Below are 13,592 nucleotides of genomic sequence, written 5' to 3' on the forward strand. Positions count from 1 at the left end.
GCCGGTTGTTACTCAGCCGGCGGCTTTTCTTTGTCCAAGGCCTGTCGCGATCTTTCAGATCCGCTCTTTACGCTTTGGTCCTTTTTCCCGTCGTATGTTGTTATCGCCAAACCGCTGCACGTTTCAGCGCGATGTGCTTTATCCGTCTGACGTCATAACCGTAACTTCGCCATCGCGTTTGATTTTCACGGCAGAAAGGCGTCGCGTCATGAAGGCGCCGGTATCGACATTCAGCCGGTTATCGACCATCGCAACGTTGCGCACCGGCGTGTGACCGTGAACCGTCAGGAACGGGTTCGGCACCGAGGGCGCTCCCTGCTGGCTCGGACGGAGCCAGAGGAGGTGTTTATCCTCCTGCTGTTCGAGGGGAACGTCGTTCAAAAGCCCGGCATGGACGAAGCATAGTCCGGGCACCGCGATCAGCGAAGGAAGGCCAGCCGCAAAGGTGATGTGATGGGGCGGAATGGCCTGCTGCACCGCTATGCGCAATTGCCGATTGTCGTCCGGTAGCCAAGGAATACCGTAGGACTGCAAGGTTTCCAGCCCGCCGAATTCCAGCCAGCGGTGATCCCGGTGAGGATTCTTGAGAAAATCCAGCATCGAGTCTTCGTGGTTTCCCGAAAGGCAGAAACGCTGAATGCCATCAGGCTGGGTCGTACTCAGCTCTTCAAGGACGCCAGAGGATTTCGGTCCGCGATCGACATAGTCGCCGAGCATGATGATCCACTTGTCGCCCGTCTCCAGCGCAGCGTCGGCTTTGATCTTCTCCTGCAGGATGTGAAGAAGGTCGAGACAGCCATGGACATCGCCCACTGCGTAGATGACCTCCGGTCGTTCGGAGAAGAAAAGCTTTTGGCGCATGGCGGGACCATATATCTCGAGAAGGGGCGGGAGCCGCGGTATTGATCCCAAGCCTTAGAGCACTTCGTGTTCAAAGGGAAACGTTCTACCGGACTGCGCGACGGGATGATCTTTTGGCGTTCAGACCGGCTGGAGTGAGGCTTCATCACGCCAGGGGTGGCAGTCCTTCCCGCGCTCGTATGAGTTCGATCAAATGGCGTAGCGCCGGGTGGTTTTGCCGTCGGCTGGGATAGTACATGTGGAAACCTGCACCAGTCGACGACCATTCCGGCAAGACGACCTCCAGCCGTCCTTCGCGCAATTCCGCGTCAGCACGCCGTTTCAAGACATAACCGAGACCCAGGCCATCGGCGGCGGCATCGATGGTGGTCTGCGTATCGTTGATGGTGCAGGTTCCAGGCACGTCGATCCGCATCATGGCATCGCCATTGCCCAACTCCCATCGGAAGGCGGAATTGTCGCCCAGCAGAAGGCGCAGGCAGGAATGCTGCATCAGGTCCTCAGGGCTTTTCGGTCGGCCATGGGTGTCGAGATAGCGCGGGGCGCCGACGACCACCCATTCCAAAGGCTCGGTGAGCGCGACGGCGATCATATCTTCGGGAACTGTATCCCCATATCGTATCCCCGCATCAAAGCCTTCAGCCACCATGTCGACAGGGCGATTTTCGACGACGACCGTAAACCGCATATCCGGCAGGAGCCTGCGAAAGGTCGGTAGCACCGGGCTGACCAGAAGGCGACTGGCGTCGGCAGGAATGTTCAGGCGCAGCTCGCCGAAGGCGCCGGCATGTCCGTCCTCCATCTCGGACAGTGCCGAGGCGATCTCGTCAAACCCTGCCTCAAGGCGTGCGGCAAAGCGCAAACCCGCAGGCGTCGGCGCAACGCTTCGGCTTGTACGATTGAGGAGCTTCGTGCCGAGGCGCTCTTCCAGCCGGCGGATCGCATGGCTCAGAGCAGATGCCGTGATCCCTAGTTCGATCGCGGCTGCCTTGAAACTGCGGCGCCGGACGACGATGGAGAACGCGGCGAGGTCCGGCAGCTCGGACCGAAGGAACGGTGGCATGAATGATTTCCGTTCAGTGCATCGTTGAATGTGGTGCAAGGATAAGACCTTGCTTCTATGCCTGCAAGGCCTAGGGTCGGTCCAACTGAAGCGTGCGGAGGAGCACCCCATGTGGCACGAATTGACGATTCCGGATTTGAACGACCGAGCCGTTCTCATAACAGGAGCCTCCACGGGCATCGGCGCCGCAGTGGCGAAGGCGCTTGCCGCGCAAGGGGCAAGGGTTGCCGTCCACTACAATGAAAGTGCGGCGGCCGCCGAGGCGGTGCTTGCCGATATTCGCCACGCTGGGGGCGAGGCCATCCTTGTTCAAGGTGATGTGTCCCAGCCGGGCACGAGTGAACGCGTCGTCGAAACCGCTGCGGAAAAGCTCGGTGGGCTCGATGGGCTCATCAATAACGCCGGAGGCATGCTTGGTCGCGTGCCGACGGCGGACATGGACGACGCCCATTATGCCCGCGTCATGGACCTTAACGCCCGCTCCGTCTTGGCTGCGACGAAGGCAGCTGTTCCGTTCCTCAAGCGGCGCCAGGGCTTCGTCATCAACACGAGCTCGATTGCGGCGCGCAACGGTGGCGGCAATGGCGCAATCCTCTACGCTGCCGCCAAGGGCTTCGTCTCGACGATCACCCGTGGCCATGCAAAGGAGTTCGTTGGCGACGGGATTCGCGTCAACGCCGTTGCACCGGGCATTATCTCGACACCCTTTCATGATCGCTACACCAGCCCGGAAATGCTCGATGCCCAGCGGCAGAGCGTGCCAATGGCCCGTGTTGGTACACCGGATGAATGCGTTGGCGCCTATCTCTTTCTCGCATCACCACTCCTGTCCGGCTACATCACCGGGCAGACTCTTGAGGTGAACGGCGGACAGCTCATGCCGTGATGGCGTCTTCGACACCTTTGCCTCGCCCAATCTTTGACATCGCCCATCGGCCCACCGGCTTCTCGCCGAAGTCTCGATCTATCTATGGAGTATATTCATGACCATTCAGACACGCCGTCTCGGTCGCACCAACTGGAACATCTCGGAAATCGGTTTTGGCGCTTGGGCCATTGGCGGCTCGTGGGGAGACGTGGATGAGGCTGATGCCAAGGCCAGCGTCCATGCTGCGCTCGACGCCGGCATGACCTTCATCGACACGGCTGATGTTTACGGTGACGGTCGCTCGGAGCGCATCATCCGTGACGTGCTGAAGGAGCGGGGTGGCGAGCGGCCGATCGTTGCAACCAAGGCGGGACGTCGGCTTAGCCCGCATGTCGCCGACGGATATACCAAGGCCAATCTTGAGGCTTTCGTTGATCGGAGCCTCTCGAACCTTGGCGTCGAGGCTCTCGACCTTGTCCAGCTTCACTGCCCGCCGACAGAGGTCTACTATCGACCTGAGGTTTTCGGTGCGATGGATGACCTCGTTGCGGCAGGCAAGATCCGCTTCTATGGCGTATCGGTGGAGAAGGTGGAAGAAGCGCTCAAGGCCATTGCCTTCCCGAACGTCTCGACCGTTCAAATCATCTTCAACATGTTTCGGCACCGTCCCGCCGATCTGTTCTTCTCCGAGGCCAAGCGGCGCGATGTCGGCGTCATCGTGCGCGTGCCTCTGGCAAGCGGTATGCTGACGGGGAAAATGGGCAAGGACTCGACCTTCGCTGCCGACGATCACCGCAACTTCAATCGCCATGGTGAGGCATTCGATGTCGGCGAGACCTTTTCGGGTGTTCCTTACGATGTTGCGCTTGAGGCGGTCGAGGAATTGCGAGCGCTTGTTCCGAGCAACGCCACCATGGCCCAGTTCGCGCTACGCTGGATATTGATGGAGGACGCCGTGTCGGTCGTCATTCCCGGTGCGAAAAACCGTGATCAAGCGACCGCAAACGCCGCGGCGAGCCGCGTACCGGCAATCCCAGAAGAGGTTATGGAGAAGGTGAGGGCGCTCTATCGTGAGAAAATCGCGCCGCATGTCCATCAGCGCTGGTAGATAAAGATACGAAGAAGAGCGCCGTGGATCGTATCACGCACGGCGTTCCGCAAGCCGAGGTTTTGTATCCTTCACTCTCATGAGATCAAAGTAAGTCGTATGACGCATTATTTGTCTTTCTGCCGGTTCTCACCCTAAAATGGTCCAGTTTCTGGAAACTACTGTTGATGTTGCTTTGGAAGCAGGGGAGGAAGGACATGCCGCTGCAAAACCGCGTCGATCCATTCGGGGATATTCTCGACCTGCCAATGCGGGGTCTCTTCACCGGCAATCGCGGCATCATCCACGATCCGGCGTCAAGGACGCTGACAGCCAAGCGCTGGGCGTCGAAATCCTGGCTGATTTGCAGTTGCAACTATAAGGGCGTTCGCCGTGACGTGATGGCATCGCGAAGCTGGACGGAGCTGTTCTTTCTGGATGAGGCGACTGCCCTGGCAGCCGGGCACAGACCCTGCTTTCAATGCCGGCGCGAAGAGGCCGGCAAGTTCGTCGCCGCCTGGGTCGAGGGCAACGGTTCACCGGCAGGCTCCATCCGCGATATCGATGCGACGCTGCACCGGGAACGCCTGCAGATGAAGCGGAAGCGCGTCAATGTCCTGCTGACGCCTGTCGAAGAGCTGCCGGATGGGACGATGATTGCGGCCCAAGGCGAGGCCTATCTCGTTGCCAGTGGCAATACCTACCGCTGGAGCCCTGAAGGTTATCGTCGGACGTCCACGCTCCCCTTCGTCGACGGGCTGTTGACGCCGCCTTCGACGCTAAAAGCTTTGGAGGCGGGCTATCGCCCCGTGCTCCATCCGTCTCTTGAGACCGCCGATCAGGATGCTGCCTGATGATGAATGACCTCTTCGCCGGGCTCGAGCCTCAAGAGGCGTCCCGGCAGGATATGGCAGACGGTGCCGTGCTGATGCGTGGCCATGCGCTCTCGCAGGCAGATCAACTGATCGACGATATCCACCGCATTTCATCGTCGGCCCCCTTCCGGCACATGGTCACGCCCGGTGGTTTTTCCATGTCGGTCGCGATGACCAATTGTGGCACCTATGGGTGGGTGACGGATCGGCGCGGCTATCGCTATGAGCGCCAGGATCCTCTGACCGGCGAGAACTGGAGCCCGATGCCGGAGAGCTTTCTGTCGCTTGCGGTAACGGCGGCACACGAGGCCGGTTATCCCGATTTCATACCGAATGCCTGCCTGATCAACCGCTATGAGCCAGGCGCGAAAATGGCGCTACATCAGGACAAGGATGAAAGGGACTTTTCCCGCCCCATCGTGTCCGTGTCGCTTGGCCTGCCCGTTACATTCCAGTTTGGCGGGTTGCAACGCACGGATCCTGTGACGAAGTATCCGCTGAAGCATGGGGACGTGGTGGTCTGGGGCGGCGCTTCCCGGCTCTTTTATCATGGCGTGCTGACCCTGAAGAACGGCATCCATGAGAAGGCGGGTGCTTTCCGCTATAATCTTACCTTCCGCCACGCCGTCGTTTGATGATGAGATGACAGAGCTTTACTAAGCGGTCGGAAAATAGTTTCAGAAAGAAACGATTTTAACGACTATGTTAACTGTAAAAACGATCTCCGCGCTTTCCTAAAGCCGCGTTTACTTGTCGTTTTGTCATCCCGTGTAGCGTGAAAGCACAACACGAGATCGGGAAACGACCATGGGTGCAAAGCTCAAACCGAACAGGGCATACAATACAGACCGCCAAATTGAGTTTAACAGTAAGCTGACGGCTGCCCATGCTCGCATCGAGAAGCGGTTTCTCGACGGCGGCGCAGTGCTCGTTTCCGTCATGGAGATGCTCAACGATCTCATCGGCATTCTCGACGGGATCACCGGGACGATGGACCAGGGCAAGACCGAAGAAACGGTTGCCGGTCTGCGCAGGACGATGACAGATCTGTCGCATCTGCCGGAAATCGAGCGCGATCGTAAAGCCGGCTTCGAAGCACTCACCACCATGTGCTCCTCGACCCGCGTCCATATCGACGATATTCACGAGACCATCCGTTACCTCAAGACTTTTGCCGTGACGGTGAAGATTGCCGGTGCAGGCCTTGCGGAGTTCTCCGGCTTTGCCGACGAAATTCGCGAACGCATCCAGTCTGGTGCGGATGAGGTTGGCCGTTTTGGTGCCAATCTTGAGACGATGCGTCTGCAACTGTCCGATGCCCGCTCATTTTCTACGAAAACCCTGACCGACTTCGGCGCGATCATTCCCCCCATCATCAAGGGACTGACGGAAAATTCCGCCCGCTTCGTTGACCAGCACCGGGAGATGGCGGAGATCGCGGGACAGGTCAAGAAGATCGCCCAGGGGGTGCAGGGCAAGATCGGTTCCGTCCTGTCCAATCTGCAGATCGGCGACATTACCAGACAGCGCATCGAGCATGTTCAGAGCATTCTCCAACTTTTGGAAGAGTTCGTCTCCTCACCGGAAGGCGAAGCGCTTACCGGGACCGAACATGAGGTGCTGCGCGAAGCGGTGCTGCAGCTTGTCAGTGCGCAGATGGACGAAACGGCTGCTGACTTCCAGCGGGATTGCAGCAAGATTTTCACCAGCATTTCCAGCTTCACCGATGATGCGGCACGCATTCTCTCACTGCGAGATGAGCTCGTCGATCGCAGCTCGAATGGCGACAACAACGTCCTCGCGCTGATGGAAAAGGACATTGTCGAGGCGTGCAAGCTGGCCGAACGTGTTCAGGGAAGCAGCGGTGATGCGGACAAGGTGGTCATCTCCGTTGCCGAGAGTGCCCAAGAATTGTTGCGCGGTATCGAGGTGCTGCGTTCGATCAAGATCGACATCCATTATATGGCGCTAAACTCCAACCTGCGCTGCTCCAAGCTGGGAGAGGCCGGACGTTCCGTCAACGTTGTCAGCGGAGAGATGCGGATTTTTGCTGGCAAGCTAGAAACACCGGCAGACGCAATCGTCGAGGATCTGCGTGGCGTAGAGATTGCGACACAGGCGCTGGTGGAACAGGGGCAGGGCCTTTCGAAGAACTTCAGCGCGCCGCTCAACGAAGCGCTGGATTCGATCCGACATGCCAAATCTCAGATGGAGCAAGGGACGCAGGCGCTTGCCGAAGAAGGCCAGGCCGTCTTCAGCCGCATCAGTGCCGTCGTCACCACCCTCGATTTCGAAAGCGAGCTGGGTGCCACCTTCAACGATTGCTGTAATATCGCAGCGCAGTTGTCGGAGGGATATCAGGCCGATGTGTCCGGCTTCACCGATAAGATCGAAGGCTTTTCATCGCGCGTCTACAAGCTCTACACCATGGCGCATGAGCGCGATATTCACGTGCGATATCTGCCGTCGAGCGGTGCCAGCGCCCATGCTTCCGCCGCACCGACAGCAGAGGCAGACGATGATGATCTCTTCGCCGATGCGTTGTTCTGATCGCTGAGCATGCATTTCACAGTCACGAGAAAGCCGTGGAGTTCGCTCCGCGGCTTTCTGCTTTAAGGCATATGCGCATCGGTGCTGGCTCGACGCTGTAGGTCAACGCATTTTGGGGTTGCAAAAGCGAGCGGGATGTCCGATCCATCCTGCACTGCGTTCCAGAAAGTGGACGCGTTCATGATTGCTTGAAATTCCGGTAGCCGATCGGCGTTGAACGGGCAAGCATCGACAGCCAGTGGTGAATGAGCATGACGGGTTCTTTGGAGGCTAGGCCGCTTTTCGGCATCAGTCTCGCGGCTATGGGCTATGCCTGCTTTGCCATGCAGGATGCGTTGGTGAAGTACCTTGTCGAAACCTATTATGTTCCGCAAATTCTTTTCGTCCGCAGTGCCGTCATCGTGGCGATCACCGGAACGCTGGCTTATTTCTACCGTCATCCGTCGATTTTGAAGAGCAAGTATCGCGGCACGCTCGCGCTTCGCGCGACGTTGATGCTGATCGCCTGGATGCTGTTTTACAGCTCGTCGCTTTATCTCGGTCTGGCGGAATTGACGACACTCTACTTCTCCGCACCGATCATGGTCGTCGTTCTCTCGATCTTCGTTTTGAAGGAGAAGGTCGGCGTGGGGCGTTGGATTGCTTGCGCCTTTGGATTCGTCGGCGTGCTTGTGGCAGCCAATCCGACGCACTCGCCGAACTGGATTCCGGCGCTTCTATGCATCGTTGCCGGCTTCTGCTGGGCTTGGAGCACCATTCTCGTTCGTATCGTCAGCAAGAGCGAAACCACGCTGACGCAAATGTATGCGACGAGCGCTCTCTTCGGTATCGCCTGCGCACTGGCTCTGCCGTGGCTGTGGAAGAACCCGGACATGCAGGGGTGGGCGCTGATGATCGGGGTGGGCCTGATCTCGACGCTCGGCCAATTTCTTCTCTATGAGGGATTCCGGCACGCGGAAGCTTCCTCCCTCGCTTCTGTCGAATATACGGGGCTGATCTGGGCGTTTCTCTACGGCTATCTTATTTGGGCGGAAATTCCGGCGGCCAACGTCTTCATTGGGGCTCTTCTGATTGTGACCGCCAGCCTTGTGCTTGTCGGCTGGGAGAGGCGAATGGTGGGATCGCCCAAGGAGCGTATTCTTTAGACGTTACGCTTTCGTGGTGAACATGCTGTCGCTGTCAAAGCCGCCTTGTTTGGGAACATCCACGCTGTCGCGACGTTTGCGAGAGCCTGTAAAAGGAGACTCTCATGGCAGTTGTTTATCATGTCGATCAACATGACGGTGGATTTGCGTATCGTGTCGATGATGTCTGGTCGGAGACCTTTCCAGACCACGATACGGCTCTGGAAGCCGCGCGGGATGCAGCCCGCCGCCAGCAGATCGGCGGAGACGAAGTGGAAATTTCCTACCAGCTTTCCGATGGAAGCTGGCAGTCGCAGCATGTGAACGGCGGAGACCGGCCGGATACGGATGTCGTCGACGACACTTCAGACCGATAAGATGACGCTTCCGCCCATCATCGTCACGGCACATATTGCCCCAGGCGATATGGCATATTTCGAGCAACTGAGGCGGGAGTATTTTCCGCCCCATCGCAATTTTCTCAAAGCGCACATCACCCTGTTTCATCACCTGCCGGGGCGGGTGTTTGACGACGCATTGGGTCTTGCAGACGAGGTTGTGGCTCGGACGAAAGCCTTTTTGGCAGAGGTTTCGGGCGTTCGGCATCTGGGCGCTGGAGTTGCCTTGGAGATCAAGAGTCTGGAATTGGAAACCCTGCGCGCGGATCTTTTCAACGCGTTTGGCTCGTGGCCCGGCCCGCAGGATCGGCAGAAATTCAAGCCGCATATCACCGTCCAGAACAAGGTAGAGAAAGTGTTCGCAGACAGGCTCCACGATGAACTGCGAGCCGACTTCCAACCGCGTCGGATCGCGATCCTTGGAATTGACCTGTGGGACTATCTTGGTGGACCATGGAAACACCGCGCGTCTCTGCCGTTTCCGGAATAGGGTGGTCGCGACTGTCCGCCGACCAACACGAAAAGTGATGTTTCCAGCGATGCTTATAACCCTCTCCAATGTCAGTAAATCCTACCAGACGGCTGAGGGGCCGATCACCGTTTTGCGGGGCATAGATCTGTCGGTGGATGCCGCGCAGAGCGTGGCTCTGACGGGTGAATCGGGCAGCGGAAAGAGCACACTTCTTCATCTCGCAGGCGGGCTGGATCGGGCCGATGCCGGTTCGATCATTGTGAATGGTGAGGACATTACCGCGCTGGATGAGGCTGGGCGTGCCGGCTACAGGCGAAAGACGGTCGGCCTTGTGTTTCAGCAGTTCAACCTCATTCCTTCGCTCAGCGTGGTAGACAATATTGCCTTTCACGCGAAGCTTGCCGGACGCTACGATTCAGTTTGGGTGAGTGAACTCGCGGAGACCTTAGGGCTTGATGCCCTGCTCAAGCGCTATCCCGAGCAATTATCGGGCGGTCAGCAACAGCGCGTGGCGATCGCCCGGACGCTTGCGGCACGCCCCGCGCTGGTTCTGGCCGATGAGCCGACCGGCAATCTGGATGAGACAACCAGCGAAGTGGTGCTCGACTTGATGATCTCGCTGAGCCGAAGTGCGGGCTCGGCATTGCTGCTGGTGACACATTCAAGCCGCATGGCGAGCAAGCTCGACCGGCAGGTGGTATTGCGCGGCGGAAAGATCGTCGCATGATCTGGGCCGTGTTCCACGCGCTGATGTCGCACTGGCGCTACCGCCCGCTCCAGCTTGTCACACTCGTGCTCGGCATCGGTCTGGCAACTGCGCTCTGGTCCGGCGTTCAGGCCATCAATGCGGAGGCGAGGGCAAGTTACGCCCGTTCAGCCTCGATCATTGAGCAAGGCAATCTTCCGCACCTCATCGCCAAAGACGGAGGCTTGATCGCGTCGGAAAACTTCGGGGCGCTGCGGCGGGCCGGATGGAATGTCTCGCCGGTGATCGAGGGGGATTACCGCTTCAACACCGTGCGGATCAGGCTGATCGGTGTCGATCCGCTGACGATGACGGGAGAGGGCGGCCCAGTCAAAATTGCGCGTTCATCCGATCTGATGGACTGGATGAGAGACAAGGGGCTGTTGATCGTCTCACCCTCGACTGCAGCGCGGCTTGAAGGCCAGACGCAGATTCCTTTGAGGATATCACCAGATGTGCCGGATGACGCTGCCTTCGTCGATATCGGGCTTGCGGACAGGTTGTTAGAACGAAATGGGCGACTGAGCCGCATCGTGATGGCACAGAGCCAGCGTGGCGGTTTACCGGATTTGCAGAAAATCACGCCACAGCTTCATATCCAGCCGATGGAAGACAGGGCTGATATGGCCCGACTGACCGACAGCTTCCATCTCAACCTGACTGCCTTCGGCTTTCTCGCCTTCATTGTCGGCCTCTTCATCGTCTACTCGGCCACCGGCTTGTCGTTCGAACAGAGACGAGCCAGCTTTCGTACCATCCGCGGGCTTGGCGTTTCGCTGCCCATGCTGACCGCACTATTGCTCGCGGAAATCATGGTTCTTGCCCTGCTGGCGGGGATGATCGGTGTTGCGTTGGGCTACCTCATTGCCTCGGCGTTGCTTCCGGGTGTCTCATCGACGCTTCGCGGTCTCTACGGCGCCTCCGTTCCTGGAAGCCTTCAACTACGCCCGGAATGGTGGGTAACGGGAATGGGTATGGCGCTTGTCGGCACGCTTCTGTCTTCCATCCAAAGTCTATGGCGGGTGCGACACATGCCACTGCTTGCCTCTTCGCAACCGCAAGCCTGGGGTCTTTCATCGGCTCGCGCGCTCCGTTTTCAGTCCGTCGCCGGGGCTGGTCTCCTTGTCATCGCGCTGCTGGTCGCCCTGCTTGGCAAAGGGCTTGTCGCTGGCTTTGCCGTGCTGGGCGCCTTGCTCTTGGGTGCTGCGCTGCTTCTGCCCGCCTTTCTGTCAAAGGCGCTGACAGGGGCGCAACGGCGTGCGAAGTCGGCGCTGAGCGTCTGGTTCTGGGCCGATACCCGCCTGCAATTGCCCGGCCTCTCTCTTGCCCTGATGGCGCTGCTTCTGGCGCTCTCTGCTAATATCGGCGTAGGGACCATGGTATCGAGCTTTCGGATGACCTTCATCGGCTGGCTCGATCAGCGCCTGGTGGCTGAGCTCTATGTGACAGCGAGAAATGATGAGGAGGCCGCTCGCCTCCGAGCATGGCTGCCGGAGCATGCTGATGCGGTGCTGCCGATATTCAGTGCGGAGGGCGAGGTCAGGGGCAAGCCTGTGCAGATATCAGGCGTAGCCAACCATGCGACGTATCGCGATCATTGGCCGCTGCTATCGCATGAGCCGGACGCTTGGGACGCTGTCGCAAGCGGGGACGGTGCTCTCATCAATGAGCAGCTCTGGCGCGCAGAGAATTTGAAGCTCGGCGAAGCCCTGCACTTGGCGGACGGTTGGACAGTGCGGATCGTTGGCGTTTACTCCGATTACGGCAACCCGCGCGGCCAGCTTATGGTTGGCGCCGATGCTTTGACAAGGCATTATCCGCAGGCATCGAGGCTGCGCTATGGTGTCCGCGTCGAGCCTGGGCGTGCCACTGAACTGAAAAGGCAGATGGTGACGGAGCTCGGCTTGCCCGAAGGCAATATTGTCGATCAGGCAGCGATCAAGCGGCAGTCTCGGGCGGTGTTTGAGCAAACTTTCACGGTGACGGCGGCCCTCAACATTTTGACGCTCGGCGTTGCGGGATTTGCCATGTTCGCAAGCCTTCTCACGCTTTCCGGCGCGCGACTACCCCAGCTCGCACCTGTCTGGGCCATGGGGATCAGGCGGCGCAATCTGGCGCTTTTCGAAGTGTGGCGAACGCTGGCTCTCTGGTTCACCACCTTCATTTTCGCCATTCCCGTTGGTCTTGCCCTGGCATGGGTGCTGCTGGCGATCGTCAATGTCGAAGCTTTCGGCTGGAAGCTTCCGATGATGATCTTTCCGCTGGAGTGGCTTCGACTTGGTGTCATCGCGCTGATCGCAGCGCTCCTCTCCATCGTTCTGCCCGTGCGCCGCCTGGCCTCTATCGATCCAGCCGATCTTCTCAGGGTGTTTGCCAATGAGCGGTAGAATGCTTCTGCGCCTCCTGTTTTTATGCCTCACTTTGTCGCAGCCGCTGGCGGCATCGGCGCAAGGCTTTGCGGGGCTGGGCTCGGATGCAGAAGGCTTTGCCATTCCGCAGCGCGGCGTGAGCTTGAGTTTTCCCAGGGATCATGGAGCCCACCCTGACTATCGCATCGAGTGGTGGTACGCGACCGCCAATCTGACGACGGAGGATGGGCGGGCTCTTGGGGCGCAGTGGACGCTCTTTCGCTCCGCCCTAGCGCCCACCGACAAGCAAGGCTGGTCGAGTTCCCAAATCTGGATCGGTCACGCGGCCGTCACCACGGCGGAGAAGCATTTCGTTGCCGAACGATTGGGCCGGGGCGGCGTGGGCCAAGCCGGCGTTGACGTTTCCCCCTTCAAAGCCTGGATCGACGATTGGCAGATGACGGCCCGTCCGGAGGGATCCGGCGATGCTTTGGATCATCTGACGCTCACGGCAAACGGTAAAGAATTCTCCTATCGACTGCAACTGGATGCCAAAGGACCTCTTGCGCTGCAGGGAGATCGTGGCTTTTCGGTCAAGTCGCTCGCAGGGCAGGCGAGTTACTATTATTCCCAGCCCTTCTATCAGGTCACGGGCAGTGTCGAACTGAACGGCCAGCCGGTCAAAGTCAGCGGGCGTGCGTGGCTCGACAGGGAATGGTCGTCGCAGCCGCTCGCTGCCGATCAGACCGGATGGGACTGGTTCTCGCTTCATCTGGCATCGGGCGACAAGGTCATGGCCTTCCGGTTGCGGGACAACAAGGGTGGGTATACGTCCGCCAATTGGATATCTGCCGATGGCAAGACGACGCCGCTTTCGTCCGATGACGTCATTCTCGAACCTCTGCGAAGCGCTGACGTCAATGGCCGCTCCATCCCGGTGGCATGGCGGGTAAGGATCCCTGGGAAAGGTCTCGATATTACGACACGTCCCCTCAACGAGCAGGCTTGGATGGCGACGTCGACGCCCTACTGGGAAGGACCAATTTCCTTTGAGGGCAGCAGCAATGGTGTGGGTTATCTGGAGATGACGGGCTATTGATACGCAAGCCTATGCACAGAATCGTCTCTGCGATACAGAGGAAGTGAGTTGATACCATGATCTCGATGCCAGGGGCGGCTGTCGCAAAGGCGATGGCCGGAC

13 protein-coding genes are annotated in these 13,592 nt (G+C 58.9%); 11 read left to right on the forward strand and 2 right to left on the reverse strand.

What is annotated here, in order from left to right:
* Positions 1–138 precede the first annotated feature (138 nt).
* Together QE435_RS07395 and QE435_RS07400 are read right to left on the reverse strand one after the other, a co-directional pair.
* Positions 139–861 carry a metallophosphoesterase gene (locus QE435_RS07395; protein WP_349040798.1) on the reverse strand — a complete coding sequence of 241 codons (723 nt, stop codon included), beginning with the start codon at positions 859–861 and terminating at the stop codon, positions 139–141.
* Positions 862–1,006: 145 nt separating this feature from the next.
* The gene (locus QE435_RS07400; RefSeq protein ID WP_349040799.1) at positions 1,007–1,924 is read right to left on the reverse strand and encodes a LysR family transcriptional regulator; all 918 of its coding nucleotides are present in this window, start codon (positions 1,922–1,924) and stop codon (positions 1,007–1,009) included.
* Positions 1,925–2,033: 109 nt separating this feature from the next.
* Here QE435_RS07400 and QE435_RS07405 point away from each other — a divergent pair, with 109 nt between their 5' ends.
* The 11 genes from QE435_RS07405 (at position 2,034) to QE435_RS07455 (ending at position 13,490) form a co-directional block, all read left to right on the forward strand.
* The gene (locus QE435_RS07405) at positions 2,034–2,810 is read left to right on the forward strand and encodes an SDR family oxidoreductase (RefSeq protein WP_349040800.1); all 777 of its coding nucleotides are present in this window, start codon (positions 2,034–2,036) and stop codon (positions 2,808–2,810) included.
* A gap of 97 nt (positions 2,811–2,907) precedes the next feature.
* Positions 2,908–3,900, forward strand: coding sequence for an aldo/keto reductase (locus tag QE435_RS07410; protein WP_349040801.1), 993 nt, complete (start codon positions 2,908–2,910; stop codon positions 3,898–3,900).
* A 197-nt stretch (positions 3,901–4,097) separates the two neighbouring features.
* Positions 4,098–4,733 (forward strand): hypothetical protein, encoded by a 636-nt coding sequence (locus tag QE435_RS07415; protein ID WP_349040802.1) that lies wholly within the window; start codon positions 4,098–4,100, stop codon positions 4,731–4,733.
* Positions 4,734–4,735: 2 nt separating this feature from the next.
* Entirely contained in the window at positions 4,736–5,389 is a 654-nt protein-coding gene (alkB, locus tag QE435_RS07420) for a DNA oxidative demethylase AlkB (protein ID WP_349041152.1), read from the forward strand.
* A gap of 172 nt (positions 5,390–5,561) precedes the next feature.
* The gene (locus tag QE435_RS07425; RefSeq protein ID WP_349040803.1) at positions 5,562–7,304 is read left to right on the forward strand and encodes a methyl-accepting chemotaxis protein; all 1,743 of its coding nucleotides are present in this window, start codon (positions 5,562–5,564) and stop codon (positions 7,302–7,304) included.
* A 251-nt stretch (positions 7,305–7,555) separates the two neighbouring features.
* Positions 7,556–8,449 carry a DMT family transporter gene (locus QE435_RS07430; protein WP_349040804.1) on the forward strand — a complete coding sequence of 298 codons (894 nt, stop codon included), beginning with the start codon at positions 7,556–7,558 and terminating at the stop codon, positions 8,447–8,449.
* A gap of 104 nt (positions 8,450–8,553) precedes the next feature.
* A complete protein-coding gene (locus tag QE435_RS07435) occupies positions 8,554–8,805 on the forward strand; it encodes a DUF2188 domain-containing protein (RefSeq protein WP_306928146.1) in 252 nt (83 codons plus the stop codon).
* Positions 8,777–9,316 (forward strand): 2'-5' RNA ligase family protein, encoded by a 540-nt coding sequence (locus tag QE435_RS07440; RefSeq protein WP_349040805.1) that lies wholly within the window; start codon positions 8,777–8,779, stop codon positions 9,314–9,316. The genes QE435_RS07435 and QE435_RS07440 overlap by 29 nt, the downstream gene beginning before the upstream one ends.
* Before the next feature lie 49 nt (positions 9,317–9,365).
* Entirely contained in the window at positions 9,366–10,025 is a 660-nt protein-coding gene (locus QE435_RS07445) for an ABC transporter ATP-binding protein (protein WP_349040806.1), read from the forward strand.
* Positions 10,022–12,430 carry an FtsX-like permease family protein gene (locus tag QE435_RS07450; protein ID WP_349040807.1) on the forward strand — a complete coding sequence of 803 codons (2,409 nt, stop codon included), beginning with the start codon at positions 10,022–10,024 and terminating at the stop codon, positions 12,428–12,430. Before QE435_RS07445 ends, QE435_RS07450 begins: the two co-directional genes overlap by 4 nt.
* A gap of 1 nt (position 12,431) precedes the next feature.
* Positions 12,432–13,490 (forward strand): lipocalin-like domain-containing protein, encoded by a 1,059-nt coding sequence (locus QE435_RS07455; protein ID WP_349041153.1) that lies wholly within the window; start codon positions 12,432–12,434, stop codon positions 13,488–13,490.
* The last annotated feature ends 102 nt before the right edge of the window (positions 13,491–13,592 follow it).

Source organism: Agrobacterium sp. SORGH_AS 787 (assembly GCF_030819035.1).
GTDB classification, from domain to species: domain Bacteria; phylum Pseudomonadota; class Alphaproteobacteria; order Rhizobiales; family Rhizobiaceae; genus Agrobacterium; species Agrobacterium larrymoorei_B.

Bases quoted from the DNA above. Each gene is read 5' to 3' on its own strand.
- QE435_RS07400 (WP_349040799.1), bottom strand. From the start codon at position 1,924: ATGCCACCGTTCCTTCGGTCCGAGCTGCCGGACCTCGCCGCGTTCTCC.
- QE435_RS07395 (WP_349040798.1), bottom strand. From the start codon at position 861: ATGCGCCAAAAGCTTTTCTTCTCCGAACGACCGGAGGTCATCTACGCA.
- QE435_RS07435 (WP_306928146.1), top strand. From the start codon at position 8,554: ATGGCAGTTGTTTATCATGTCGATCAACATGACGGTGGATTTGCGTAT.
- QE435_RS07430 (WP_349040804.1), top strand. From the start codon at position 7,556: ATGACGGGTTCTTTGGAGGCTAGGCCGCTTTTCGGCATCAGTCTCGCG.
- QE435_RS07455 (WP_349041153.1), top strand. From the start codon at position 12,432: ATGCTTCTGCGCCTCCTGTTTTTATGCCTCACTTTGTCGCAGCCGCTG.
- QE435_RS07445 (WP_349040806.1), top strand. From the start codon at position 9,366: ATGCTTATAACCCTCTCCAATGTCAGTAAATCCTACCAGACGGCTGAG.
- QE435_RS07410 (WP_349040801.1), top strand. From the start codon at position 2,908: ATGACCATTCAGACACGCCGTCTCGGTCGCACCAACTGGAACATCTCG.
- alkB (WP_349041152.1), top strand. From the start codon at position 4,736: ATGAATGACCTCTTCGCCGGGCTCGAGCCTCAAGAGGCGTCCCGGCAG.
- QE435_RS07425 (WP_349040803.1), top strand. From the start codon at position 5,562: ATGGGTGCAAAGCTCAAACCGAACAGGGCATACAATACAGACCGCCAA.
- QE435_RS07440 (WP_349040805.1), top strand. From the start codon at position 8,777: ATGTCGTCGACGACACTTCAGACCGATAAGATGACGCTTCCGCCCATC.
- QE435_RS07450 (WP_349040807.1), top strand. From the start codon at position 10,022: ATGATCTGGGCCGTGTTCCACGCGCTGATGTCGCACTGGCGCTACCGC.
- QE435_RS07405 (WP_349040800.1), top strand. From the start codon at position 2,034: ATGTGGCACGAATTGACGATTCCGGATTTGAACGACCGAGCCGTTCTC.
- QE435_RS07415 (WP_349040802.1), top strand. From the start codon at position 4,098: ATGCCGCTGCAAAACCGCGTCGATCCATTCGGGGATATTCTCGACCTG.